Source organism: Xanthomonas sp. D-99 (assembly GCF_017746145.1).
In the GTDB taxonomy this organism is placed as follows: Bacteria; Pseudomonadota; Gammaproteobacteria; order Xanthomonadales; family Xanthomonadaceae; genus Xanthomonas; species Xanthomonas cissicola.
The window spans coordinates 1-24203 of the sequence record NZ_JAGHWU010000001.1; the positions used below are offsets into that span (position 1 = coordinate 1).

Sequence of the window (24203 nt, forward strand, 5' to 3'; positions counted from 1 at the left end):
AGGCGGGTCAATTTGAAGTTGCTGCGGTGGGTCAGATTAAAAGTGCTGGTGACAACGTGAAGGTAATCAGCACCAGGGACGTGAATAGCGTGTTTTGGTCGCTGTCCAGATCGACGCTGTTTATCACCGCGTCAAAGCCCTTGAAGGCCAACCCCATGACGGCCGCCACCAGGGCGATGCGCAGGATGTAGGTCATCACCTGCCCGAACCAGCTATCGAAGAACTTCGACGTGGCGGGCCAGAGCAACAGGGCCACGAACACCGGGCCGATGCCGAGCATGATTGTCAGGGCAGCTTTCGCCACCACGATCATGCCGCCGGCCGGCACGCCGATCAGGCCCGTTGCAACTGCGATGATGGCGGCATTGATGTATTCCCCGAACATCGTGCCCATCTCGGTTATGCCGCGATTGCCGGCCTTTTCCCAAAGGTCGGCAGCGATGCCCCACCCCTTGCCAAGCGCCGCATCCACGACCGAATAGACCGACGCGGGACTTGCCCCGGCACCTGTCCCGGCAAAGGCCGATGTAAAGCCGGTTTCCAGCGACTGGATACTACCGACGACCCAATCCGAGTAGGTTGCAGCGTTCAGCGCCAGGGCACCGATGAACAGGTACTTGGCGCACGTTTTCATGAACGTGGAGAAGGGCAGTTCGACATAGCCCCAACCGATGGCGTAGCCCATCAGCGTCAGGTGAATGGTGGCCCCGCCGATGAAAAACAGGGTGAAGGTCGAAATGACCTCACCCACGGTTCCGGTGATGAACGGATTCAGCGCCGCGTCGAGGTACTGGCCTATGAACTGAAAAATCATCGGGTCCATGTCATTCCCCCTTCTTGTTGAAATCGACCGGCGGCAGCTTCAAGTAGCCACGCCGCGACAGGTCTTTTTCGTTCTGCGCCTGCTGCGCGTTGATGCAGTTGGGCGAGGCCGCCAGTTCGCCGGGGTTGCTCTTGCACTTGGCGATCATGTCCTTTCGTTCCGTGTCATGGGCCTTGTACCAATCGACGGTTTGAACGGGCGTGTTCTCGCCGCAGCCGGCCAGGACGGCTGCGACGACCAGGGAGAGGGCGAGCCTTTTCATTTCCTCACCCCCTGCATGCGCTCGATGGTGTCAGCAGCCACATTCAAAGCGCCTTCTGCGATGCTCCACGCACCGAGAAGCAGAACAACTAAGTGGGCCATGTCGATGTAATCACCCGTGGCGAGGGTGCGGATGTAGTCGAGCAGATTCATTTCCGCACCTCGCGCGTTTCCGCGTCGATGACACGGCCGGAGCCGTGGCGGGCTTCGTGTTGCTGCGCCACGTCCAGGGCGTGGGCCAACTCGGCCGCGTCGATGATGCGCAGCGCTGCGACCGTGCGCAGGGCGCTTTCCCGCGTGCCGGCCCAATGGCCCGCGAAGCGTTCGCCGGACTGGCGCAGCATGAACATGCACCCAAGCAGGCAGCCCAAAGAGAGGAACACCGACGCATAAGGCGAAATGGGGCCGTCCTGGCGCGGTAGCGTGATGCCTGCCCAATCGACCAGGGCGAGCAGGAAGGGCATGAAAGCCAGGATGCCGGCGACAAGATCATCGTGCAGCATCGAGGGCGCGCGCCGACTGACCTCGCGCATGAAGCCCATGCGGTCAATGCACGACCAGAAGCGCCACATTGCCAGCAGGATGAAGAAGCAGAGCGCCACCAGGGGAGCATGAAAATAGGAAATCATGGTCGCGCGCCCCTCAATTCGTGACTTGGGGCTGAATCCAGCCGCGCCGTGCGCCTGCCTTGGCGTTCAGTTCGCGTTGCCGCTGTTCCTGCAAGCGATCTTCGGCCGCCGCGACCATCTGATACATCTGGAGCTTCGTTTGCTCGTTCTGGATCATCGCCTGTTCGGCGGCGATTCGGCCTTGCAGCTCGGCGATGGCCTTCGGATCGGGCGTGTCGTTGATCTTCGCCATGAGCTGGTCGATTTGGGTCAGCCGCGACTTGGCCTTGTCGTAGGCGTCCAGGGCAAAAGCCTTGTCCTGGGCACCCTTGACGGCCTGGGCTTCGCACGCGGTGCGTTGATCTACGAGCTTGAAAACCATGCAGGCGTCGAATGCCTTGTTTGCTTCGTAGATCGATTGCGCCCGGCCGCTCAGGCCGGAATACCCGCCCGACTTCACGGCGTCATAGACGCCCTGCCAGTCGCTCGGCAGGTAGTCGCGCAGCGCCGGATTGTTCAGGATGTTGCCCAAGCCACGCGAACCAGTCAGCGATTCATATTGCTGCTTCATCTGGTTGATTTGGCTGGTCATCTGGTCGTACTGCATCTTCCACTTGGCGATGGTTTCGACCTGGGCGGCGACCTGCTGCGCAATGGAAGCGCCATCAGTGACCGGAATCTGCGCGTATGTGGAATTGCTCAGGAAGACTGCGCAAGCGACGGTGACTACCGCCAGGGTTTTGAGAGATTGCATGTTTGCCACTCCTTTTCGATGAGAAGGAGGGGACGCTGGCCGTCTTTCCGACCTGTCCGCCGGCTCTTTCGAGCTACTGTTCCCGGCAGTCAGCCCCGCATTACTTGGGGCGGCACCCTGCCCGTGTTGCACGGGCTTCGGGCTAATCACAACGGTCTTTCCGCGTCGTCAGGGCCGTCTTTTCCGGTTCCCACGGTCACGCCACTTTCGGCGGGTCAGATCGGCATCTTAATGCTTTCCCCGATCATCAGGCCCTTCTTTTCAGACCAGCAGCCCGGTACGCCGAAGCGCTCTTGGGGCAAACAAGCGTCCCCCTTGGGGGATACGGGGTGACCGGGGACAACCCGGTCGATTTACCAATCGGTTCGATCAATACTGAATTCTTCGCTCAAGTACGAAATATTAGCAAGCTCCTCCAAGGCTTGATCCACGGTTCTGAACCAGAGTTGACGTCCGTGACCATCAACAACGCGCCGGACGTCTCCGGCGTTTTCCACGCTCAAGGCATATCCATGCCGCCGATTCGCTTTCAGGATCACGCGCACGAGCCCCGTTCGCTCCAAGCTGTCGCAGTAAGCATCCAGTTCTCGATAGCGCAAGGTCGCAACCGGGCGGCGGCTCTGCGGCCGAGAAGTCATGTGACGGTAGCCCCCTTTCTGCCCAGCATGGTCTGGATGCGTTCCAGGTGGTGACGGATGACCTCGGGCGAAGCTGTCTGAACTGGTGTCTCGGCTGGTGCGCTCTGAATGCGCAATCTTTTTTCCTTCGCGGCAAGGCCGGCTGACGGTACGAAACGTCCTCTATGAAAGCGATCCAAAACTGCGCGAAACCAGCGTTCCGGGCTGGTCTTGATGCTCTGCGTTGCCATCACCCCGGCGAGTTCATCCAGGAGCATCTGTGCATCGTTGACATCGAGGCCACTCACCATAGGGGCGATGGCACCACGCTCCCGCTCATTCAGGCGCGAAGGCCACACCAATGCGCCGCAGGCGCCTTTCTCCGCCTCGCCCGGCACGGGCGAAGGGGGCGGCGTGTGGATAACTTTCGCCGGTAGTTGTAGTGACGATTCTTTGATGATTCTGTTTGGTGGTTCATGGGGTGACACAGTTCTGTCGCCCAGGGATGTCTGCCGTGTCACCGGGGGAGTGACGGCCGCGTCGCCCCCCGGTGCCAATCTGTCGGAGGGGGTGGGATACGGGGGTGACAAATTGACGGGGGGAGATTCGAGGCACAGGTAGTAGGCATTCGAGGATTGCCCTCCATCGCCTCGAAATCTGCGCTCGATATGCAGGAAGCCGCGCTCTTCCAGATCTTTCAAAACGCGTTGCACCGTTCGCTCAGAAGCGCAGCACTTTTCAGCGATGAGCCGCACGCGCGGCCAGCACTTCCCAACCTCATCGGCTGAATCAGCCAAGGCCATCAGGATCAGCTTTGAATTGGGTGGTAGCCGCTGCTCCCACGCCCAGTTCATCGCTTTGATGCTCATCGCGCCAGCGCTCCTTGCGCACTGCCATCGAGTGCGAGCGCGTCCTTGACTTGGAGAGTACGGAAGTAGACGCGCCGGCCAACCCGCAGCATCGTGGGCTTGAGCTTGCGGGCGACGTCCGTGTTCGAGTACAGCGCGACCCGAATACCGTCTGGTGAGCGACCGAGCAATCCCGCTACGTCGCCAAGACTCATGAGTGGGCCATACCGTTGAAGTAGATATTCTTCCGTTGTCATCAATACATCCACCGAAATAATGAGTAGATGGGCGTATTTTTGGACTGGTATGGCTATTGGTCAAATTTAAGTCATTGATTTAAAAGGCCAAAATTAGCTATCTCGCCATACCAAAATGCACCATCCTCGATTACCAAAATATGGCATCTTGGCGTCGAGAATTTCGCGGATGGAAAAATATCCATTCAAATCAAATAATTGCGCAGGCTATGAAAATAGAAAAATTCATTGAAATAATTCATGGATTTCCTGTCTTTTTCACCACCTGATCGAGCTTGCCCACCAAATCCTCCGCGCGCAGGTGGGTATAGCGCTTGAGCATCTGCATCGACTTGTGGCCGCTGATGGCCGCGACTTCCTGGTCGGACAAGCCTGCTTCCACAAAGCGGCTGACGGCTTCGTGGCGCAGATCGTGAAAGCGGAAGTCCGGCACGCTGGCATCTTTCTTGATGCGCGTCCAGATCGGATTGAACTGGTAAGCCCGGCGCTTGTTGTCACGTCCGGGCTCACCGAAAAAGATCAGGTCGGTATCAATGGGGCGCACCGGGTTGTTCAGCGCCTTACGAAACAGCCGGGTTGCCTCGACTGTCAGAGGAACGGTACGCGACATCGTGTTTTTCGTTTCCTGGAGACGCACCACGCGCCGGTCAAGATCGACCTGGTTCCGGCGCAAGCCTGTGATCTCCGAAGAACGCATTCCTGTTTCGAGCGCGATGCGCACGATCCAGCCGAGCATTGGGTTCGAGTGAGCATCGACCGCCACCATCAGGCGGGTTTCTTCTTCTCGCGTGAGCCGTCGATCCCGCCCAGGGCTGGGCGCTGGACGGCGAATGCTTTGCACGGGGTTGTAGGTCAGGCCGATCCCCCATTCCTTGATCGCCACGTTGAACAGGTGGCCGAGCAATGCGAGATCGAGACGTACCGTGTTGGGCGAACGGGGCTTGGGGGCAGGCTTGCCCTTGGCGTCCTTGCGATCCAGACCAGCGAGCCGGTCGTCGCGGTACTTGGCGATCAGCTCCGGTGTCAGCGCGGCCAACGAATACTTGCCCAGGTTCTGCATCAACGGCTTCGCGTGTCTCGCGTCGCTATCGGCCGATGCCGGGCGCTTGGTTGGGGAGACCTCGGAAAGATAGCGCTTGAGCGCGTCCTCGATGGTCATGCGCTCGGACGGCGCACGTTGGATATAGACGCCGCGCACCATTTCGTCTTCGGTGCGCCGCGCCCAATCCTCGGCGTCGCGTTTGGTGCGGAAGGTCTTGGCTGTGGCCGGCCATCCCGTCTTGCGGATGAGCGCTTTCCACGTGCCTGAGGGTGTCTTGACGATGGTCGCCATTCGGTTGCTCCAGAACAGGGCTCGTGTACCGCCACTGTACCGAAACTGTACCGACGCGCCAGCGCAAGCAAAGATGGTGGGCCCAGCAGGACTTGAACCTGCAACCGACGGATTATGAGTCCGCTGCTCTAACCAATTGAGCTATAGGCCCTTTTTGCTTTTTTGATGGGACGGAAGGGTAACCGTCCCACTCAATTCTGCCTCGCCGATCCGGCCTCGATCAGTGGATTATGAGTCCTCTGCTCTAACCGTTGAGCTATAGGCCCGAGTGTCTGGCGGCGAGATGGCGGGCATGTCGGGCCGTGCAGCGGACGCGAAAGTTTACCTGTCTGTGCGTCACCGTGTCTGCCATGCGCCTTCTGCCGGCGGCGATCCAGCGCCCACAGCCGCGCGATCATGTATCGGCTGCCCACCACGAAAAAGCCCAGCGGCGGCTGGGCTTTGGGCATCAGATTCAGAGTTACGTCCCGCCGCCGCCTTACAGACGCCTTCGACGGACCGGTGCGGTGCACCCCAGCAGGTTGCAGCCCGGTGTGGAGCTTGGTGATGCCGAAGCTGGTTGGTTGGCAGCCCATCGCAGCGCATGTGTGGGTGACCGGTGGCGAGCCGTTGCGCAAGCATGGCAATCAACACGACGTGGCGGCGGGCACGATGATCGCGATAACGCGCGGGGTGGCGTTGGGAAACGATATCTCGAAGCAACCAGCAAACCCTACCAATCCCGAATCCCCAATCCCCGCCCCTCAGGCATCAGCCGTCTCGAACTGCCCATCGATCAACTGCCGGCCCGCACGAAACCCGTGCGCGATGGCCTCCTGATACGTCGCATAGGCCAGCCCATTGCAGCCGATACGCGGCTGGCGCTTGCCGCCGAGCGCATACACATCCACCCAGAGCGTCCACTTGGCATCAGGGGAAGCCTGCTCGGCGCGCACGCGGATCTCGTGTTCGCGGTACGTGGTGGTTTCAAAGCGGCTTTGCCTGCTCATAAAGCAATCTCGTCTCCATTCGTCCGTCAACTTAGAAGTCGCGGTCAGAACGCCACGTGAGGTTTGCAGAAACATCGGTTTAATGTTGCGTGGCCGTGTAGCTTCGTCGGCGGTGCGTGAAACGTCGGGGCGCTGCACCGCTGACGTGCCTGGCATGCGAGCGATCGCAGCCCACGCACCAAGCATAGCCAACTGCCCGGGCCATAACGCAACAGCCCCGCATGAGCGGGGCTGCTGTGTGATCACTGCACGGTTACGACCGCGGCATCAGTCGATATCCAAAAACGAGCGCAGCTGTTCCGAACGGCTCGGGTGACGCAGCTTGCGCAATGCCTTGGCCTCTATCTGACGAATCCGCTCGCGGGTGACGTCGAACTGCTTACCGACCTCTTCCAGCGTGTGATCGGTGTTCATGTCGATACCGAAGCGCATGCGCAGTACCTTCGCCTCGCGCGGGGTGAGGCCGGCCAACACGTCACGCACCGTCTCGGAGAGATTGATGTTGGTGGTGTTGTCGATCGGGGACTCCACATTGGTGTCCTCGATGAAGTCGCCCAGATGCGAATCCTCGTCGTCGCCGATCGGGGTTTCCATCGAGATCGGCTCCTTGGCGATTTTCATCACCTTGCGGATCTTGTCCTCGGGCATGTCCATTTCCTTGGCCAGCTCCTCCGGCGTGGCCTCGCGGCCGAACTGCTGGAGCATCTGGCGGGAAATACGGTTCAACTTGTTGATCGTTTCGATCATGTGCACCGGAATACGGATGGTGCGGGCCTGATCGGCGATCGAACGGGTGATGGCCTGACGGATCCACCACGTGGCATACGTCGAGAACTTGTAACCGCGACGGTATTCGAACTTGTCCACGGCCTTCATCAGGCCGATGTTGCCTTCCTGGATCAGGTCGAGGAACTGTAGGCCGCGATTGGTGTACTTCTTGGCGATGGAGATCACCAGACGCAGGTTGGCTTCGACCATTTCCTTCTTGGCCTTGCGCGCCTTGGCTTCGCCATAGGCCATCGCACGGCTGATTTCCTTGATCTCGCCCAGGGTCAGGTAATTGGCCTTTTCCATCTCGATCGAGCCCTGCTGCTCGGAGATGATCTGATCCTTGACGTCGCGCAGCGCCGATGACCACTTCTGCTTGCGCTTGAGTGCGTCCTCCACCCATTCCAGGTTGGTCTGGTTGCCTTCCCAGGAGCGGATGAAATCCTTGCGCGGCATGCGGGCCACGGTGGTGGCCAGGTGCAGCACCTTGCGCTCGTGGTCCTTGATGCCATTGACCACGCCACGCAGCTGGGTGACCAGCGCGTCGGTCAACGGCAGCGGCAGCTTGAGCGTGGTGAAGATGGCGGCCATGTCTTCGCGCGCCTTGACCACCAGCTTGTGCTCGGCGCCGTTCTTGGCATAGACCTTCTTGAACTTGGCGTATTCGTTGGCCAGGTTCTCCATGCGCGTGGCTACTTCCACCGGGTCCGGACCGGTCGGGCCGGCCTCTTCTTCGGCGGCGTCGTCATCGCCGTCTTCGTCGTCGTCTTCGTCGACTGCTTCATCGTCGGACACGGCGACCGGGCCGGCCGCGGCGAGCGCAGCAGCGGCGGCATCGGCTTCTTCGATCAGGTCGTTGAAGCCGACCACGATCTCGGCCAGACGCTTCTTGCCCTCCTTGTGCGCTTCGTAGTCGGCCAGCAGCATTTCGGTCGACAGCGGGAACACGCCCAACGCGGCCTGGACCTGGCTCAGGCCTTCTTCGATGCGCTTGGCGATGGCGATTTCGCCTTCGCGGGTCAGCAGCTCGACCGTGCCCATTTCGCGCATGTACATGCGCACCGGGTCGGTGGTGCGGCCACCTTCGGTGTCGAGCGCGGTCAGCGCGGCGGCAGCTTCTTCGGCTGCGGTGTCGTCAACCTCGCGGTTGCCGGTGTTGCCGTCGTTGAGCAACAGTGTTTCGGCATCGGGTGCAACTTCATGGACATCGATGCCCATGCCGTTGATCATGCTGATGATGTCTTCGATCTGCTCCGGGTCGACGAGGTCGTCGGGCAGATGGTCATTGACTTCGGCGTAGGTCAGATAGCCCTGTTCCAGGCCCTTGCTGATCAGTAGCTTGATGTCGGATTGCTGGGCAGGACGTTCGTTGGCCATGAGTGCTCGCGCCACCGGCTTTGAGATTGGAAAGAGAACCTAGCATTATACCAGCGTGAAGCCCGGTCTGCCGGATTCAAGACGGGACCGCTGGTGGACGTGTTGTATCTAGGGCCTGAGAAGGAAGGTCACCGGGCCATCGTTGACCAGGTCGACAACCATATGGGCACCGAAACGCCCGGTTTCCACCCCACCGCGATGTTTTTCGCGGCAGATCGCCACCAATCGATTGAACGCCGGTTCAGCCTCCAGTGGCGGCGCGGCGGTGCTGAAGCCTGGGCGGTTGCCGGAACTGGTGTCCGCCGCCAGGGTGAACTGGCTGACCAGCAGCAGGCCGCCGCCGGTGTCGGTGAGTGAGCGGTTCATCTTGCCAGCGTCGTCGCCGAATACCCGGTAGCTCAGCAGCCGCTCGGCCAGGCGCCGGATCTGCGCGTCGCTGTCGCCGGGCTCCACGCCGATCAGCGCCAGCAGCCCGGGGCCGATCTGCCCGACGATCTGGTCATCGACCGTGACGCTGGCGCGGGTGACGCGCTGGATCAGTGCAAGCATGGGCATTCTCGGGCATCAAACTGTGCCGCGCAGCATGCCCAGCGCTGCCGGCACTGTCACGCGCGGGCCTTCGCGGTCTGCGCTGTTTAGAATTGCGCGGATGACACCTGATGTTCGCGCTCGCCTGTTGTACGCCACCGCCGCCGCCGTGGGCCGCTTGCCGTGGCCATTGCTCAAGCGCGTGGCCGACACGCTGGCCTGGAGCTGGTGCAAGCTCAATGCACGCGAATCACGCGTGGCGCGCCGCAATCTGGAACTGGCGTATCCGGAACTGAGCGCCGAGCAGCGCGCACGCTTGCATGCGCAGATCCTGCGATCGACCGCGCGGCAGACGCTGGAAGTGCTGCGCACCTGGACCCGCCCGCCGGCGGAGAACCTGGCACGCCTGCAGCGCAACGGCCAGGAACTCTACGACGCCGCGCTCGCCTCCAGGCGCGGGGTCATCGTGGCGGCGCCGCATTTCGGCAACTGGGAACTGCTCAACCAGTGGCTGTCCGAGCGCGGGCCGATCGCGATTGTCTACCGCCCGCCGGAGTCCGAGGCGGTGGACGGCTTCCTGCAGCTGGCACGTGGCGGCGACAACGTGCGCCAGGTGCGCGCCGAAGGCCCGGCGGTGCGGCAGTTGTTCAAGGTGCTCAAGGACGGCGGCGCGGTCGGCATCCTGCCCGACCAGCAACCGAAGATGGGCGATGGCGTGTTCGCGCCGTTCTTCGGCATTCCGGCCTTGACCATGACCTTGGTCAACCGGCTGGCCGAGCGGACCGGGGCGATCGTGCTGTACGGCTGGTGCGAGCGCGCCGGCGACGACCTGCAGTTCGCACTGCATGTGCAACCGGCCGACCCCGCGGTGGCCGATGCGGACCCGGTGCGTGCAGCCAGCGCGCTCAACGCCGGCATCGAACAGATTGCCCGGCGCGACCCGGCGCAATATCAGTGGACCTACAAGCGCTACACCCTGCGCCCGCCGGGCAGCGGCGAGGCCAACCCGTATGCGACCGAGCGGCATCCGCATTGAATGCAGCGCCACATCTCACTTAATTGCTCAGCGCATCACTGCCAGGTCAACGCACTTGGAGGGGCTAGCAACACGTAGCGGGCAGTCGTCAGGTGGGTGCGGACGGCGCGCTCGGGACCGCTGTGGACGAGTGATACATGCCGATTCCGGGCATCGGCCGCGCCCGCTTGGCGAGTGCGCAGCTTTGGTAACCGCTCAGTCGTCGTGCGGATCGGCAGGTGTGTCCAGGATGCGTTGATAGAACGCCAGGTCCAGCCAGCGCCCGAACTTGAACCCGGCCTCGCGCACGGTGCCGGCATGGGTGAAACCGAACTGTTCGTGCAGGGCGATGCTGGCCTGGTTGCTGGCATCGATGCCGCCCACCAGCACGTGCACGCCACGCGCTTGCGCTGCTGCGATCAGGGCCTGCAGCAGCAGGCGCCCCAGCCCTTTGCCGCGATGGTCGCGATGCACGTAGATCGAATGCTCGACGCTGTACTTGAAGGCGGGCCAGGCGCGAAACGTGCCATAGCTGGCAAAGCCCATCAGGGTGCCGTCGTCGTGCTCCACGCCGATCACCGGAAAGCCGCCCGTCTGCTTGGTGGCGAACCAGCCGACCATGCTTTCCGGTGGCCGGGGACGGTAGTCGTACAGCGCAGTGGAATTGGCGATGGCTTCGTTGAAGATGTCCAGAATGGCGCTGGCATGGCGCGCTTGGCTGCAATCGACAATGTGCATGGTGCCCAACGAACATGGAGGTCGCCCGATTAGAAAGCATTGCCGGACCCTGAACAACGCGGGCCGCGGGGCAACCAAGCGGCGCGGGCCTGCCCACTCAATCGGCAGCGGCTGGATGCAGCGTTCTACCCGGTTGTGGCGACTGCCTGTTGCCAAGCGCGCGACAATGGACAGGGACGATCACGCAATGATCGCGGCGGCGTCCGTCTTGAAGCGGCCGTGGCAATCCCCATCTGGAGTCGTGCATGAGTAGCCCCCTCCCCTCTCCCAGCACACAGGCCTTCGGCGATCCGGCGGCGATTCGCTGTGAGCGCGCCGCGTCCGAACTGCGTGCCGGGCGCCCGGTCTTGCTGACGGCGGCGAATGGGCAGGCGCGTGCGGTGCTGGCGCTGGATAGCAGCACGGCGCAGTCGTATGCGGCATTCGCCCGCGCCGCGCGGGGCCGCCACTATCTCTTCGTGACGCCCACCCGCGCCCAGGTGTTGGGGCTAAGCGCGCCGCAGGGTGCGCGCGTGGGCTTGATCGATCACAACTACGACCAGCTCGCCGCGCTGGCCTACCTGCGCGACACCCCGGTGCCTGCGCAGTGGACGGCCGGCGATGCGCTGGATGCCGGCGGCGTGGAGATCGCGCGGCTTGGCCTGCTGCTGCCGGCGTTGCTGGCGGTGGAGCTGCGCGATGTGCACGACCATGCCGCGTTCGCCGGCTGCCAGTCGCTGGCGCTGGACGATTTGAGCCGCGGCTGTGCCACCTCCGCGGCTGCCGGCTACGAGCTGGTGACCCGCACCCCGGTGCCGCTGCGCGGCCTGGGCATGAGCGAATTCGTGGTGTTTCGCGGCGGTGTGGCGCAGCGCGATCAGGTGGCGATCGTGGTCGGCCAGCCGGACCTGAGCACTGCCGTCGCGGTACGCGTGCATTCGTCTTGCCTCACCGGCGACCTGTTCGGCTCGCTCAAATGCGATTGCGGCGACCAGCTGCGGCACGGCCTGGCCAAGTTGAAGGAGCTCGGTGGCGGCGTCCTGCTGTATCTGGACCAGGAAGGTCGCGGCACCGGCATCGCCGCCAAGATGCGCGCCTACGGCTATCAGCATGCGGGCCTGGACACCATCGACGCCGACGCGCAATTGGGCTTTGGTCCGGACGAGCGGCGCTACGGCAGTGCGGTGGCGATGCTGCGCGGGCTGGGCATCGGCCGGATCCGGTTGTTGACCAACAACCCGGCCAAGGCCGAGCGCCTGCGCGCGGCCGGCATCGTGGTCGAAGACCGCATCGCGATCACCGGCGACATCACTGCCGAAAACGAGCAATACCTGCGCACCAAGGCCGCACGCGCCGGCCACGCGCTGGATGTGGATGCGTTGATCCTGGCCGCGCAATAACGCGCCCGGCGCCGGGTGCGCCTGCACTGGGCAGCCGGCTATGCTTGCGCACCGCTTCTGCAGGCCAGCATCGTGCACGACGCTCCACCGCCGCACCCCGACGTCTTGGTCCAGCCCGCTCCGGCAGAAGCCCCAGCCGTGGCGCACAGCCAGTGGCAGTCGCTGCCGCGTCGCGGTGCGTATGTGGCGGCGATCAATGGCGCGCTCGGCGGCGGATGTGCGGGCCTGATCGCAGCCAGTGTCACGGTTGTCTGGCTGCACGCCTGGCGTTACTGGCCGGCGGTGCTGGGCGTGACCGCGGTCATTGCCCTGCTGGGCGCCTGGTTGGCGGTCAAACGGCACCGGCTGACGCAATGGAAACTCGATCAGCATGGCCTGGCGCTACAACGCGGTCATCTGTGGCAAAGCGATACGCGCGTTCCGATTTCGCGCGTGCAGCATGTGGACCTGCGTCGCGGGCCGATCGAACGCGCCACCCGCCTGACCACGCTGGTGGTGCACACCGCCGGCAGCCGGCTCAATGCGGTGGCGCTGTCGGGGCTGGATCAGGACGATGCCGAGCGCCTGCGCGATCGCCTGGCCCGCCAGCTCGACCACGACGACGACGCGCTATGAGTGCCGTTGCACATCACGGCAACGACGAGCAGCGCCTGCATCCATTGTCGTGGGTGTTCGTGTTGCTGCAGCAGATCCGTCAGTTCCTGATTCCGCTGGCCGCATTGATCCTGTTCGGCAGCCGCGACGGCAATCGCGATGTTGCCGACCAGATCGCCACCGGCGTGGTGATTGCGGTGCTGGTGGCGATTTCGGTGCTGCGCTACTTCACCTACCGCTACCGCATCGGCAGCGATAGCGTGGCCATTCGCAGTGGCCTGCTGGAACGCAGCCGGCGCGATATTCCGTTTGCGCGCATCCATAATGTGGTGGTGCATCAATCGCTGCTGCACCGTCTGGCCGGCGTGGCCGAGGTGCGGCTGGAATCGGCCGGTGGACACAAGCCGGAAGCGGAAATGCGCGTGTTGCGGCTGGATCAGGCGCTGGCGCTGGAAGATCTGATACGGCGCCGTGCAAGCGACGCAGGCGTGCCGGCGCCGCAGATCGAGGAAGACAGCGGCAGCTTGCTGCGCCTGCCGATGGCCGAGGTCATCCGCCTGGGCCTGATCTCCAATCGCGGCATGGTGGTGGTGGCGGCCGGCTTTGGCGTGATCTACCAGATGATTCCGCGCCGTACGGTGTCCAACTTCGTCGAGCATAACGGCGAGCTGGCCTATCGCTACGTCAGCCAGATCCATCCCGGCGTCGCGGTCACGGCAACGCTGGTGACCCTGGCCACGCTTGCCCTGTTGATGGCCATGCGCGCGCTGTCGGTCGCCCTGGCGGTGACCCAATACCACAGCTTCCATCTGAGCGAATCCGAGCGCCGCCTCACCGTGGAGCGTGGGCTGCTGACGCGGATCCGCAGCAGCGTGGCGTTGCGGCGGATCCAGTCGTGGACGTTATACGAGGGCCTGCTGCATCGCCTGTTCGGTCGTCGCCAGTTGCGGGTGGACACCGCAGTGGCCGGCACTGGCGACACCCACGGCGGCGCATTGAAAGAACTCGCGCCCATTGCCGACCCGCAACAGTGCGACGTCTTGCTGCAACGCCTGCTGCCCGGCATCGCCTGGCCGCCGACGCAGTGGCGGACGATCGCCACGCATTGCTGGTGGCGATTGAGTCTGCCCGCCGCGCTGATGCTGCTGCCGCTGACGGCGGGCCTGGCGTGGCAGTTCGGCAGCCAGGCCTTGTGGTTGCTGGTGTGGCTGCCGTGGAGCGCGTTCAAGGCGCAGCGCCAGGTGCAGCGCATGGCCTACGCGGTGGATGCGCGTTACGTTGCGGTACGCGGCGGCTGGTGGAAGCGCTGGTGGCGGCTGGCCGAGCTGGACAAGCTGCAGGCGCTGCAACTGCAACGCTCGCCGCTGGATCGGCTCTCCGGCACCGCCACACTGTGGCTGGATACGGCCGGTGCCAGCGCCACCGGCCCGGCATTGCGGCTGCGGTTTGTGCCGTTTGCACAGGCGCAGGCGCTGCAGGCGCAACTCGGTGCCGCGTTGGCACGGCGCAAGCTGCGCTGGTAATCGGGAATCGGGAATCGGGATTGGGGATTCGGGATGGGGGTGGACGTAGCCGTTGACAGCGCTATTTCGTCAGCGATCGACCGGCAGCAATCAATGCTGCGCCGGCCCCCAGTAGCCCAACTCGCGACGGATCTGCAACCCGCGCCACACTGCACCCAGCGGTTTGCGGCGCAGTCCGCCGAGCTTGCCGGCGATGAAGTCTTCGGTGGCGGCAAGCACCCGCTCGGAAGAATGCCCGTCGCGATACGGGTGAATCGCATCGGCGTAACTGGCAAGCGCGCTACGCAATGCCGCATCCGGCGCCAGCGCGCGCGCCAGCTGCTGCGGCAATTGCTCTGCCTGCTGGAAGTCGAGCATGTGCGGCTGCGGCACACGGTTGCGAAAGGTCACCACCGGTTTGTGCTGCACCACGAATTCGGACACGATCGATGAGGTATCGGAAACCAGCACGTCGGCCGCACGTTGCGCGGCCATGACCTCTTCGGGCTCGACGAAGCGAGCGTTGGCGCCTGCCAGTGCGCGATAGCGGTCGAACAATTCCTGCGCGCACTTCGGGTGCAAGGTCAGCAGCCAGTAATGCGCGCCGCGCGCGATGTCGGCGGCGATCTCGTCGTAGAGTGCGGGCGCTGCGCTCAGCCGCTCGGTGAAGGTGGAACCGAACAGGATCACCGGGCGGCCGGCGGCCGGCGCACGCAAGGCCGCGCTAAGGCCGCCATCGTCGCGAAAGACCGGGTCGAGCTTGGGCCAGCCGGTTTCCACCACGGCAAAATGGCCCTCGCGCTGCGCCAGCGCGCGAAACGGCGCCGTGGTGGCGGGGCCTTGCGTGCAGTACAGATCGAACAGACCACGCACCCGGAAATGGCCGCGATTGTCCTCGCGCTTTTGCACATTGAAACCGTGAAACAGCTGCACTTTCGCGCCGGACACAAACGGTGGCACCCAATTGGCGGCACTGAATACCGCCCGCGGACGCAGCGCCAAGGCCTCGCGCAGGCCGACCTCGCGCACGCCCGGCAGCGCCAACCCGCGCGCGCCGCCTTCGAACCAGGCCGACACCGCGTGCCCGCAGGCCTGTATCGCCTGCGCCAATGGCGCCAGAATAGGCAACGCGTAACGCTCCGTTGCGAACAGCAGGTAATCGGCCATCACATGTCCTCTTCGACCGCACCCGACGAACGGCCTCGCATTTGCGCCTGCATTATCGCGTTCAACGAGGCCGATCGCCTACGCGACTGTTTAGCCTCGCTGGCGTTCTGCGACGAGATCGTGGTGGTGGACTCCGGCTCCACCGATGCCACCACCGCCATCGCCAGCGAATACGGTGCGCGCGTGCTGCACCGAGCCTTCGATGGCTACCGCAGCCAGAAGGCGTTCTGCGTGGCACAAGCCAGCCACGACTGGGTGTTGTGCCTGGACGCCGACGAACGCGTCAGCGATGCCCTGCGCACCTCGATCATCGCTGCGCGCGATGCCGGTTTCGCCACCGCGGCCGGCTACCGCTTCGCACGCCTGTCCGACTACTTCGGTCGCTTCCTGCGTCACGGCAATGCGTATCCGGACCGGGTGCTGCGCCTGTTCGATCGCCGCCGCGGCGGCTGGCGCGGCAAGCGCGAGATCCACGAGGCGGCCAGCGTGGATGGCCCCGTGGAGACATTGGCGGGCGATCTGATCCATTACCCGTACCGCTCGCTGATGCAGCAACTGACCAAGACCCAGCGCTACGCGCAGATGATGGCCGAGCACGAACACGCACGCGGCAAACGCGCCACCTGGAGCAAGCTGGTGCTGGCGCCGGCCTGGCGCTTCTGGCGCGGCTACCTGTTGCGCGGCGGCTTTCGCGATGGCTGGCATGGGCTGATCTACGCCTATGTGCGCGCCAACTACGTCCGCCAGAAGACCATCATGTTGTGGCTGCTGCAAAACAATCAGCCGGTGCAGGACCCGCCGCGCGCGCCGGATCGGCGCAGCCAGTGAACAGATAAAAACCTTGAGAGCTGCAGTCAAGCTGCTGCGAATGCCGCCAACGGTGCGTAGACGTCGGCATGTGCAAGCCAACGCACCCGACTCCAGCAACGGCTGCACCCCTTCTGTTTTTGCACAGGCCAGTGATCAGCCAACGAAAGCGCGCCGCTGGTGCATGCGCCACCTGCAGCCGGCGGGTCATCCGCCGCTATCGAGTGCTCGCCACGTCCGACTGCGCCTGTTGCGCCTGCCGCGCGGAAAGACCCACCAACACGCCGACCATGGCTGTATAGAAGCTCGCCGCCACCTGGTGCGCAAACATCGATTGGGTCAGGCCGCACAAGGCATAACTGATCACGAGCATCACCCCGGCCGCCGCCGGGCCGCGGAACTGCTGCTGCCCGCTGCGCCGATGCAATCGCACGAACATCCACAGCGGCACGCCGTAGACGGCAAGCAGCAGCAACAGGCCGGGCACGCCCTGGGTGGCACTCCACTCGGCCAGATCGTTGTGCGCATGCCCCAGCTGGCAACGGAACAACGCCGGATCGGCGGCACAGGCCGGCAGGTCGTGCATCGCATCGTCGAAACGACCAACGCCCACACCGGTCAGCGGGTGCGCCGTTACCGTGTCCCAAGCCACATGCAGGCGTTCGATACGGGCACCGGCCGACGAATCGGTGTCGCCCACTTCGTAACGCTGCAGGTCGCGCTGCAATTCGCCCAGGCGCATCTGATCGGTCAGCGCCGGCACGCTGAGCGCGACACCCACCGCCAGCACCGCGCCGCCGACGAAGGTCAGCAAGCGCACGCGCGTGCTGTGCCAGGGCGCACCCCAGATCAGCACGCCCACCGTGGCCAGCATCGCCAGCCACACCCCGCGGCTGCCGCTGAGCACGATCACCACCACGGTGGCGATCGCCGCGCCCACCAGCCAGCGCACGCTGCCGGGCGGGCGGCAGAACACCGCCACCACCAGCAACATCAGCACGATGTCGGCAAACGCAATGGCGTTGGTGAAGCCTTCGGCGCGGTCGGCGCCGTTCATCACCTGCAGCAGCGCGATCAGCATGGCCGCAAATACGCCGACCAAGGCACCGCGCCACAACCACAGTTGGCGCGGCTGCAACGCATAGGCCCACAGTGCTGCCCAAGGCAGCACCAGGAAGCGCGAGCGATTGCCCACATCGCGTAGCCCGTGCTCGAACAACGCGATCGACAGCAGCGACATCGCGATCACCGCCACCGTCAGCCATCCCACCACGCGCAACGACCATTCGCGCGCGGCAATGCCGTCACGCAGGCTGCGCCAGCCCATCAGCGAACCCAGCAGCAGGCACAGGCCGAACGGCAGCAACCCGCTCGGCATGCTCACCACCAGCGCAGTCAATGCGAACGCGCCCAGCTCGGCAATGCGCACGCCTGCCCGCGAGGTGGTCGGGACAGAGGGCGACAGCGACGCGGGTTGGGGACGCAAGGAATTCATCTAAAAATCGGTGGGAAAGGGAAGGCGACGCAGTGGCCGGGCTTGGGCAGCGCCGGCCAAGCTAACGATGCGACGCATGAATCCCTGCTAGACAGCTACCGGCCGCTGCATTGACGCCACGCCAATGGCACCTGGCACGTGCGCGTGCCGGTGGGGTCGGCTGGCTCATTCGGTATCCAGGTTGCCCTGCTCCTTTGCTTCCACCGCACGCTCGCTGGAGCTGGCCACGCAGGGGCCGCGCACCGCATCGGCCGGCACCAACCACCAGCGCCGGCGGTTGGCCACGCCCACCAACTGGCTGCGGCTGCGATCCACGCAGGCCAGCAATGCGGTCTCCTGAGCCATCAGCCAGCGCTGGCCGGGTTGTTCTGCCTGCCAGGCCACGCCGCGCTGCAACTGGGTCTCCCACGGCACCTTGAAGCCGAAGGTCTGCGCAGGCCGGTCGGCCATCAGCAGGTTCTGCTCCTTCCACGCCACCAGCCCGAGTTGCGCATCCGGGCCAATGCGGCGCCCGGCCTCGCGCATCACCGCACCGGCCGAACTGGAATCGTTGAAGATCGGGTAGCACACCAGCCCGAACGCCACCCACCACGCGCCAAGCAGCGAGACCACCGCCAACGCGGAGCGGCGCACGCGCATCAGCAGCAGGCTGGCGATGCCCCAGGTACCCACCGCCAGCAACAGCCAGCCCAGCGGGTCGGTGGCTTCGCTGCCGACCCCGCGCCTGTCCATGATCTTCTGCTCGAAGCCCGGGTGGCCAATCAGCATCGCCGCGCCGCCTGCACAAAACACCACTGCCAGCAGCAGCCCGAACCCGAACAGCAGCCGCTGCACGCCAGCCCGGCGCAGCAGGCCGGGCGCCAGCGGCGCCAGCGCCAGGCAGAACATCGGCAGCGCCGGCAGGATGTACACATCGCGCTTGCCGCTGGGAATGGTGAAGAACACCAGCACCAGCAGCCACCAGGCCAACGGCAGCAGATAGCGCGGATCGCGCCGTTTCAGCCGACGCCGCCACGCCGGAATCGCCCACGGCAGCAGCAGGATGGTCGGCAGCCACATCGTGGCCATGCTTTGCAGGTGGTACCAGACCGGCTGCGCATGATCCCAGGAGCTGGCGTAGCGCTTGGCGGTCTGGCGCAGCAGGATGTCGTTGAGATACACGCGGTATTCGGACTGGCCAGCGGTCAGTGCGGTCACCATCATCGGGACGAACCACAGCGCGATCGCCATGAAGAAGAACAGCGGCCCCAGCCAGAAGCGCCGGTCGCGCACATGCACGCGTACGCCCGGCCAGCCACGCGCCGCTGCAATTCCGGCCGGGATCAGCATCAGCAGCGCGATGATGCCAACGCCCTTGGTGATCACGCCCAACCCGGCGGCGAACCAGCCCAGCGTCCACCAGCGCCAGGCCGGGCCCATCAGCAGATGCCGCAGCAGGCCGTAATTGGCCAGGGTGATCCAGAACACCACCAGCGGGTCGATCTGCGCCTTCTTGGCCTGAAAGGTGAAGTGCAGCGTAAACAGCAGCATCCAGGCTGCATACACGCCGACACGGCGGGTCCACAGCCGCCGACCCAGATCGTAGACGCAGGCCAATGTGCCCAGCGCGGCCAGCAACGACGGCAGCAGGAACGCCACCCGCCAATTGCCCAGCAGCGTGTAGAACACCGCCTGCAGCCACATCAGCATCGGTGGCTTGTCCGAATACAGCTCGTTGCCGCGATGCGGGAACAACCAGTCGCCGCTCAACACCATCTGCTTGGTCACCAGCGCAAAGCGCGGCTCGTCCGCCGGCCACGGGTCACGTAAACCCAGGCCCGCACCAATCACCAGCACGGCGGTCATGGCCAGCAACCAGACATCGGTGGAAGCGCGATTCTTGAACATGTCGGGCGGCAGTCGGTCGCAGAGGGTGGAGCGCTGGACTTCGCGCGCTATCAGGAGGCTTTTAGCAAAAGCGCGTAGAAAAATCCGTCGCAGTGCGCCTCGCCTGGAAACCGCTGACGTCCGGCGCCGGCGGCATGCCCGAACTGCGCACCCAAAGGCTGCGCGCGTGCGTCGGGCGTGCGCTGCAGGAATGCCTCGACCTGCGCCTGGTTCTCGCGCGCCAACAGCGAGCAGGTGGTGTACAGCAATTGTCCGCCTGGACGCAGCGTGCGCCAGGTCGCATCCAGTAGCCGCGCCTGCAGCGCACACAGCGCATCGATATCGTCGGCGCGCCGGTGCAGCAGCACATCCGGTTGACGACGCACCACGCCGGTGGCCGAACATGGCGCGTCCAGCAGTACCGCATCGAACGGCTGGCCGTCCCACCACGCCTCCGTATCGGCGGCGTCGGCCGCCTGCAATGCAACCTGCGCATCGGGGACCGTGCGCTGCAAGGTCTGCTGCACGCGCTCCAGGCGGCGCGCATCCACATCCAGCGCCACGAGCTGCAATCCGGGATGGCGCTCCAGCAGATGCGCCGCCTTGCCACCGGGCGCGGCGCAGGCATCGAGCACGCGTGCCGACCGCGCCAGGGTCAACGCATCGGCCACCTGCTGCGCAGAGCCGTCCTGCACCGAAACATCGCCTTCGGCGAAGCCCGGCAACTGGCTCACCGGCACGGCGTTGTGCAGGCGCACCGCATCCGGCAATACAGCATCGGTATGCGCGACGATATCCAGTTCGGCCAGTCGTGCGACATATGTCGCAGGGTCGGTGCGCGAACGCTGCACGCGCAGCCACATCGGCGCCATTTGCGCACTTGCGGTGAAAATGGCTTCGGCACGATCGCCCCAGTCCGCGCGCAGCTGCTTGCGCAGCCACGACGGCCAACCGGCATCGTCGGCCACCGCGGGAAATCCTTCGCGCTGGGCGCGCCGCAAAATCGCGTTGACCATGCCGGCCTGACGGGGCCGGCCCAGTGCGCGACACGCATCCACGGTGGCCGACAACGCGGCGTGCGCAGGCAGTTGCAGCACGTCGAGTTGCGCGAAACCGACCATCAGCAGCGCCTTGAGTTCGGCATCGCGGGGCGGCAACGCACGTTCCAGCCATTGCCGCAACGCGAGCTCATACGCCGGGCGCCGGCGAATGACCGCAAAGCAGATCGCCTCCACCAGCGCGCGATCGCGCGGATCGCCGATGCCGGGCAAGGTCAAGGCAAGTTCGGCCTTCAACGACCGGCCTTGATCGAACACCGCCGTCAGTACGCGTGCGGCGGCCAGGCGCGAGGCGACGCCGGCGGTTGCGGTGTCGGCCAACATCAGCCCAGCGCCGGCAGGTCGCGCCGCGCGTTGAGGTAATCGGCGGCGGTAATCGCCTTGCCGCCCTCGCGCTGGAGCACGCGCACCCGCAGCGCACCCTCACCGCAGGCGATATCGATGCCCTGCTTGCTGGCCGCCAGCAGGGTGCCCGGCGGCTGTTGATGGGCCAGTTCAAGCGCCACCGCGCCATGCAGGCGCACGCGCTCGCCCGCCAGGATCGCCTCGGCCACCGGCCACGGGTTGAACGCCCGCACGCGTCGCGCCAGTTCCTGCGCCGGCTGTGCCCAATCCAGCCGCGCCTGCGCCTTGTCCAGCTTGTGCGCATAGGTCACCCCGTCGGCCGGCTGCGGCTGGGCCACCGGACGGATGCCGGCGCGCAACAGGCCCAGGCCATCGGACAGCACCTGCGCGCCCAGCGCGGCCAGCCGGTCGTGCAACTGCCCGCCGGTTTCCTGCTCGTCAATTTCGATGCGCTGCGACAGCAGCACCGGGCCGGTGTCCAACCCGGCTTCCATCTGCATCAGACACACCCCGGTCTCGGTGTCGCCGGCCTCGATCGCACGCTGGATCGGCGCGGCACCACGCCAGCGCGGCAGCAACGAGGCATGCACGTTCCAGCAGCCGTGCGTCGGCGCGGCCAGCACTGCCTTTGGCAGGATCAACCCGTAAGCCACCACCACCATCAGGTCCGCATCGAGCGCACGCAACGTCGCCAATGCTTCGGGCGATCGCAGCGTCTGCGGCTGGAAGACCGGAATGCCGCGCGCGATCGCCTCCAGCTTGACCGGCGAGGGCGTCAACCCGCGACCACGCCCGGCGGGGCGATCGGGCTGCGTGTACACCGCCACCACCTCATGCCGCTGCGCGGCGGCGCGTAGCGACGGGACGGCAAAATCCGGCGTACCGGCGAAGATGATTCTCATAAGGCTGGGATTCGGGATTCGGGAGTGGGATTCGCATCGCCAGGTGTGGTGGCCGGGGCGAGAATGGCGTGGAGCTGAGAGGTAGGAGCAGATGTGTGGGGGATTTGGAAACTTGGCGCCAGAACCGGCGTTGCCCGTCACCATCGAGCGCAAGGCGGGAATCGCGGCCGGCAATTCGATGCCTGCTATGGCAATGCCTTATCCAATCCCGAATCCCGCTCTTTAAGACCATCCATCTGCAGACTGGCCGGTATCGCGATGCGCGGGCAAAGCCCATGAGCCAGATCGCAGCAGACTTCGCATTCGAGGATGCGACACCAGCAGATTCAAAGCGCTGCAAAAACCCGCTTCTGCCAATCCCGAATCCCCAATCCCGGCCCTCAAGCCACATGCTTGCGCTGCTTGGCCAGCTTCTTGCGCACCATTTCGCGCTTGAGCGGCGAGAGATAATCCACGAACAGCTTGCCGTCCAGATGGTCCATCTCGTGCTGGATGCACACGGCCAGCAGACCGTCGGCCTGCAGTTCCTGCGCCTGGCCCTGACGGTCCAGATAGCGCACGGTGATCGCATCGGCGCGGCTGACATCGGCATAGATGCCGGGCACCGACAGGCAGCCTTCCTGATACAACTGCTCGCCCTGCTTGCTCACGATCTCGGGGTTGACGAACACCTGCGGCAGGTTTTTCTCCTCGCTGATGTCGATCACCATGAATCGCTTGTGCACGTCCACCTGACTGGCAGCCAGGCCAATGCCGGGCGCCTCGTACATGGTCTGGAACATGTCGTCCAGCAGCGTCTGGAACGCCTGGCTGGTGACCTCGGCAGCATCGACCGGCACGGCCTTGGTGCGCAGCCGCGGGTCCGGAAACTCAAGAATTGGGAGCAAAGCCATGGGGTTACCCGTCTGGAAACACCGGCGCGGCGCCGGCAAGACGCTGTCATTCTAGCGCAATGCTTGCGTGGCGCCCCGGTTTCTAGACTATAGTGCGCAGACCTGTTGGGGAATCAGGCAAGAAGGCACCTATGTTGAACCGACTTCGTACGGTCGTCGCTGCGGCGATGCTGACCGTCGCGACCTACGCTGCCGCGCAAGCGGTGGGCGAGCATCCAGACACCTATGTGGTCCGCAAGGGCGATACCTTGTGGGACATCGCTGGGCGTTTCCTGCAAAAACCGTGGCTGTGGCCGGAAATCTGGCAAGCCAATCCGCAGATTCAGAATCCGCACCTGATCTATCCGGGCGACGTGATCAGCCTGGCCTATCTGGACCGGGTCGGCAAAGGCACGATCCAGCCCGGCCCGCGCCAGGAAGCGCCGATCAACGCCATTCCGCTGGCCGACGTCGAGCCGTTCCTGAAGAACCTGCGCGTGGTCGACGACTTCGACCAGTTGCCGTATGTCGTGGGTCTGGAAGCCGGTCGCACGCGTGCCACCACCGGCCAGGTCGCCTACGTGGTCGGTCTGGAAAATGCCCAGCCGGGCCAGCGCTTTGCTGTGGTCCGCCCGACCGTGAAGTTCAGCCTGCCCAAGCACAACGAAGACCTGGACATGGCCGGTAACATCACCGCCGGCTCGGGCAACATCTGGAAGAACTTCATCGCGCCGAGCACGCGCCGCGAGTTCCTCGGCTACGAGATGGCGCAGGTCAACGTCGGCACCATCACCCGCAGCGCGGCGGGCGGCAACTCCAAGGCGGCGACCCTGCTGCTGCAGGACAGCGGCCGCGAAGTGCGCGCCGGCGATCGCATCGTGGCGGTCGAAGCGCAGCCGTACGATCTGCAGTTCATCCCGCATCCGCCCTCGGAACAGGCGCTGCAAACCGAACTGCGCGTGCTGGCCATCTCCGACGCCTTCACCGTTGGCGGCACGCGCGATGTGATCGCGATCTCCGGCGGCGCCCGCGAAGGCATCAACAACGGCACGGTGTTCTCGATTTGGCGCAAGGGCCGCACGGTCAGCGACCGCGTCAAGCACTCGCGCTTCTCGCGGACCGACGACGATTTCAGCGGCCCGTCCGGCTCCACCGTCGGCCTGCCCGACGAGTACGCCTCGCATGCCATGGTGTTCCGCACCTTCGACAAGGTCAGCTATGCGCTGGTGATGGAAAGCGTCAAGCCGACCGGCCTGGGCTATTTCGTCAAGCATCCTGACGCGCAATAAGCGAAAGATCC

24 protein-coding genes, 1 tRNA gene, 1 other RNA gene and 2 pseudogenes are annotated in these 24203 nt (G+C 64.6%); 6 read left to right on the forward strand and 22 right to left on the reverse strand.

Annotated elements, in window-relative coordinates; translation table 11 throughout:
- The 14 genes and pseudogenes from J7360_RS21615 to dtd form a co-directional block, all read right to left on the reverse strand.
- Nucleotides 1–68: pseudogene (locus J7360_RS21615) on the reverse strand (transcriptional regulator); the annotation flags it as partial.
- 38 nt (nt 69–106) lie between these two features.
- Nucleotides 107–823 (reverse strand): annotated as a pseudogene (locus J7360_RS00005) (type IV secretion system protein); the annotation flags it as partial.
- 1 nt (nt 824) lies between these two features.
- Nucleotides 825–1085 (reverse strand): EexN family lipoprotein, encoded by a 261-nt coding sequence (locus tag J7360_RS00010; RefSeq protein ID WP_209032997.1) that lies wholly within the window; start codon nt 1083–1085, stop codon nt 825–827.
- Nucleotides 1082–1237 (reverse strand): hypothetical protein, encoded by a 156-nt coding sequence (locus tag J7360_RS00015; RefSeq protein WP_176215001.1) that lies wholly within the window; start codon nt 1235–1237, stop codon nt 1082–1084. The genes J7360_RS00010 and J7360_RS00015 overlap by 4 nt, the downstream gene beginning before the upstream one ends.
- A complete protein-coding gene (locus tag J7360_RS00020; protein ID WP_209032999.1) occupies nt 1234–1713 on the reverse strand; it encodes a hypothetical protein in 480 nt (159 codons plus the stop codon). The genes J7360_RS00015 and J7360_RS00020 overlap by 4 nt, the downstream gene beginning before the upstream one ends.
- A gap of 13 nt (nt 1714–1726) precedes the next feature.
- Complete coding sequence (gene virB5 / locus J7360_RS00025; RefSeq protein WP_209033001.1) at nt 1727–2446, reverse strand: P-type DNA transfer protein VirB5; 720 nt, start codon at nt 2444–2446, stop codon at nt 1727–1729.
- Nucleotides 2447–2799: 353 nt separating this feature from the next.
- Nucleotides 2800–3084 carry a hypothetical protein gene (locus J7360_RS00030; protein WP_209033003.1) on the reverse strand — a complete coding sequence of 95 codons (285 nt, stop codon included), beginning with the start codon at nt 3082–3084 and terminating at the stop codon, nt 2800–2802.
- Nucleotides 3081–3932: a helix-turn-helix domain-containing protein gene (locus tag J7360_RS00035; protein WP_209033005.1), complete on the reverse strand. Its 852-nt coding sequence runs from the start codon at nt 3930–3932 to the stop codon at nt 3081–3083. Before J7360_RS00035 ends, J7360_RS00030 begins: the two co-directional genes overlap by 4 nt.
- Entirely contained in the window at nt 3929–4168 is a 240-nt protein-coding gene (locus J7360_RS00040; RefSeq protein ID WP_015040072.1) for a Plasmid-related protein, read from the reverse strand. The genes J7360_RS00035 and J7360_RS00040 overlap by 4 nt, the downstream gene beginning before the upstream one ends.
- A gap of 238 nt (nt 4169–4406) precedes the next feature.
- Nucleotides 4407–5501, reverse strand: a complete 1095-nt coding sequence (locus J7360_RS00045; RefSeq protein ID WP_209033006.1) for a site-specific integrase — start codon at nt 5499–5501, stop codon at nt 4407–4409.
- A 74-nt stretch (nt 5502–5575) separates the two neighbouring features.
- Nucleotides 5576–5652: transfer RNA gene (locus J7360_RS00050), tRNA-Ile, on the reverse strand.
- 592 nt (nt 5653–6244) lie between these two features.
- Nucleotides 6245–6565, reverse strand: coding sequence for a hypothetical protein (locus J7360_RS00055; RefSeq protein WP_007964253.1), 321 nt, complete (start codon nt 6563–6565; stop codon nt 6245–6247).
- A 192-nt stretch (nt 6566–6757) separates the two neighbouring features.
- Nucleotides 6758–8635 (reverse strand): RNA polymerase sigma factor RpoD, encoded by a 1878-nt coding sequence (gene rpoD, locus J7360_RS00060; RefSeq protein WP_007972894.1) that lies wholly within the window; start codon nt 8633–8635, stop codon nt 6758–6760.
- 108 nt (nt 8636–8743) lie between these two features.
- Nucleotides 8744–9184, reverse strand: a complete 441-nt coding sequence (gene dtd, locus J7360_RS00065; RefSeq protein ID WP_057658564.1) for a D-aminoacyl-tRNA deacylase — start codon at nt 9182–9184, stop codon at nt 8744–8746.
- Here dtd and J7360_RS00070 point away from each other — a divergent pair.
- Nucleotides 9183–10199 (forward strand): lauroyl acyltransferase, encoded by a 1017-nt coding sequence (locus J7360_RS00070; RefSeq protein WP_176215002.1) that lies wholly within the window; start codon nt 9183–9185, stop codon nt 10197–10199. The two genes, dtd and J7360_RS00070, sit on opposite strands and share 2 nt — an antisense overlap.
- A 62-nt stretch (nt 10200–10261) precedes the next feature.
- Here the strand turns inward: J7360_RS00070 and J7360_RS00075 are convergent.
- A non-coding RNA gene (locus J7360_RS00075) (sX9 sRNA) lies at nt 10262–10338 on the reverse strand.
- Nucleotides 10339–10394: 56 nt separating this feature from the next.
- On the reverse strand, nt 10395–10916 hold the full coding sequence (locus J7360_RS00080; RefSeq protein WP_003484403.1) for a GNAT family N-acetyltransferase: 522 nt from the start codon (nt 10914–10916) through the stop codon (nt 10395–10397).
- Nucleotides 10917–11161: 245 nt separating this feature from the next.
- Here J7360_RS00080 and ribA point away from each other — a divergent pair, with 245 nt between their 5' ends.
- The 3 genes from ribA (at nt 11162) to J7360_RS00095 (ending at nt 14412) form a co-directional block, all read left to right on the forward strand.
- The gene (gene ribA, locus J7360_RS00085) at nt 11162–12295 is read left to right on the forward strand and encodes a GTP cyclohydrolase II RibA (protein ID WP_057658568.1); all 1134 of its coding nucleotides are present in this window, start codon (nt 11162–11164) and stop codon (nt 12293–12295) included.
- Nucleotides 12296–12433: 138 nt separating this feature from the next.
- Complete coding sequence (locus tag J7360_RS00090) at nt 12434–12910, forward strand: PH domain-containing protein (RefSeq protein WP_057658684.1); 477 nt, start codon at nt 12434–12436, stop codon at nt 12908–12910.
- Complete coding sequence (locus J7360_RS00095) at nt 12907–14412, forward strand: PH domain-containing protein (protein ID WP_022560119.1); 1506 nt, start codon at nt 12907–12909, stop codon at nt 14410–14412. The genes J7360_RS00090 and J7360_RS00095 overlap by 4 nt, the downstream gene beginning before the upstream one ends.
- Before the next feature lie 90 nt (nt 14413–14502).
- On the opposite strand, the gene J7360_RS00100 is transcribed toward J7360_RS00095, so the two are convergent.
- The gene (locus J7360_RS00100; RefSeq protein WP_080720841.1) at nt 14503–15561 is read right to left on the reverse strand and encodes a CDP-glycerol glycerophosphotransferase family protein; all 1059 of its coding nucleotides are present in this window, start codon (nt 15559–15561) and stop codon (nt 14503–14505) included.
- Between J7360_RS00100 and J7360_RS00105 the strand changes: the two genes are divergently transcribed.
- Nucleotides 15562–16386: a glycosyltransferase family 2 protein gene (locus J7360_RS00105; RefSeq protein WP_007972908.1), complete on the forward strand. Its 825-nt coding sequence runs from the start codon at nt 15562–15564 to the stop codon at nt 16384–16386.
- Between the two features lie 196 nt (nt 16387–16582).
- Here the strand turns inward: J7360_RS00105 and J7360_RS00110 are convergent, their stop codons facing one another.
- From J7360_RS00110 to def, 5 genes are all read right to left on the reverse strand, one after another.
- Nucleotides 16583–17860 (reverse strand): O-antigen ligase, encoded by a 1278-nt coding sequence (locus J7360_RS00110; RefSeq protein ID WP_057658570.1) that lies wholly within the window; start codon nt 17858–17860, stop codon nt 16583–16585.
- 165 nt (nt 17861–18025) lie between these two features.
- Nucleotides 18026–19747, reverse strand: a complete 1722-nt coding sequence (locus J7360_RS00115) for a glycosyltransferase family 39 protein (RefSeq protein ID WP_057658572.1) — start codon at nt 19745–19747, stop codon at nt 18026–18028.
- 50 nt (nt 19748–19797) lie between these two features.
- Nucleotides 19798–21108, reverse strand: coding sequence for a 16S rRNA (cytosine(967)-C(5))-methyltransferase RsmB (gene rsmB / locus J7360_RS00120; RefSeq protein WP_209033009.1), 1311 nt, complete (start codon nt 21106–21108; stop codon nt 19798–19800).
- The gene (gene fmt / locus J7360_RS00125) at nt 21108–22031 is read right to left on the reverse strand and encodes a methionyl-tRNA formyltransferase (protein ID WP_057658576.1); all 924 of its coding nucleotides are present in this window, start codon (nt 22029–22031) and stop codon (nt 21108–21110) included. The genes rsmB and fmt overlap by 1 nt, the downstream gene beginning before the upstream one ends.
- A gap of 380 nt (nt 22032–22411) precedes the next feature.
- On the reverse strand, nt 22412–22924 hold the full coding sequence (gene def, locus J7360_RS00130; RefSeq protein ID WP_039568662.1) for a peptide deformylase: 513 nt from the start codon (nt 22922–22924) through the stop codon (nt 22412–22414).
- Nucleotides 22925–23055: 131 nt separating this feature from the next.
- Here def and J7360_RS00135 point away from each other — a divergent pair, with 131 nt between their 5' ends.
- Nucleotides 23056–24192, forward strand: coding sequence for a LysM peptidoglycan-binding domain-containing protein (locus tag J7360_RS00135; RefSeq protein WP_057658578.1), 1137 nt, complete (start codon nt 23056–23058; stop codon nt 24190–24192).
- Nucleotides 24193–24203: the final 11 nt, after the last annotated feature.

Coding starts and splice junctions, on each gene's coding strand:
- J7360_RS00115 (WP_057658572.1), bottom strand. CDS start 19,747: ATGTTCAAGAATCGCGCTTCCACCGATGTCTGGTTGCTGGCCATGACC.
- dtd (WP_057658564.1), bottom strand. CDS start 9,184: ATGCTTGCACTGATCCAGCGCGTCACCCGCGCCAGCGTCACGGTCGAT.
- J7360_RS00055 (WP_007964253.1), bottom strand. CDS start 6,565: ATGTTTCTGCAAACCTCACGTGGCGTTCTGACCGCGACTTCTAAGTTG.
- J7360_RS00135 (WP_057658578.1), top strand. CDS start 23,056: ATGTTGAACCGACTTCGTACGGTCGTCGCTGCGGCGATGCTGACCGTC.
- J7360_RS00105 (WP_007972908.1), top strand. CDS start 15,562: ATGTCCTCTTCGACCGCACCCGACGAACGGCCTCGCATTTGCGCCTGC.
- J7360_RS00020 (WP_209032999.1), bottom strand. CDS start 1,713: ATGATTTCCTATTTTCATGCTCCCCTGGTGGCGCTCTGCTTCTTCATC.
- J7360_RS00040 (WP_015040072.1), bottom strand. CDS start 4,168: ATGACAACGGAAGAATATCTACTTCAACGGTATGGCCCACTCATGAGT.
- J7360_RS00080 (WP_003484403.1), bottom strand. CDS start 10,916: ATGCACATTGTCGATTGCAGCCAAGCGCGCCATGCCAGCGCCATTCTG.
- J7360_RS00030 (WP_209033003.1), bottom strand. CDS start 3,084: ATGACTTCTCGGCCGCAGAGCCGCCGCCCGGTTGCGACCTTGCGCTAT.
- ribA (WP_057658568.1), top strand. CDS start 11,162: ATGAGTAGCCCCCTCCCCTCTCCCAGCACACAGGCCTTCGGCGATCCG.
- rsmB (WP_209033009.1), bottom strand. CDS start 21,108: ATGTTGGCCGACACCGCAACCGCCGGCGTCGCCTCGCGCCTGGCCGCC.
- J7360_RS00095 (WP_022560119.1), top strand. CDS start 12,907: ATGAGTGCCGTTGCACATCACGGCAACGACGAGCAGCGCCTGCATCCA.
- J7360_RS00015 (WP_176215001.1), bottom strand. CDS start 1,237: ATGAATCTGCTCGACTACATCCGCACCCTCGCCACGGGTGATTACATC.
- J7360_RS00010 (WP_209032997.1), bottom strand. CDS start 1,085: ATGAAAAGGCTCGCCCTCTCCCTGGTCGTCGCAGCCGTCCTGGCCGGC.
- J7360_RS00045 (WP_209033006.1), bottom strand. CDS start 5,501: ATGGCGACCATCGTCAAGACACCCTCAGGCACGTGGAAAGCGCTCATC.
- J7360_RS00110 (WP_057658570.1), bottom strand. CDS start 17,860: ATGAATTCCTTGCGTCCCCAACCCGCGTCGCTGTCGCCCTCTGTCCCG.
- J7360_RS00035 (WP_209033005.1), bottom strand. CDS start 3,932: ATGAGCATCAAAGCGATGAACTGGGCGTGGGAGCAGCGGCTACCACCC.
- virB5 (WP_209033001.1), bottom strand. CDS start 2,446: ATGCAATCTCTCAAAACCCTGGCGGTAGTCACCGTCGCTTGCGCAGTC.
- def (WP_039568662.1), bottom strand. CDS start 22,924: ATGGCTTTGCTCCCAATTCTTGAGTTTCCGGACCCGCGGCTGCGCACC.
- J7360_RS00070 (WP_176215002.1), top strand. CDS start 9,183: ATGGGCATTCTCGGGCATCAAACTGTGCCGCGCAGCATGCCCAGCGCT.
- fmt (WP_057658576.1), bottom strand. CDS start 22,031: ATGAGAATCATCTTCGCCGGTACGCCGGATTTTGCCGTCCCGTCGCTA.
- rpoD (WP_007972894.1), bottom strand. CDS start 8,635: ATGGCCAACGAACGTCCTGCCCAGCAATCCGACATCAAGCTACTGATC.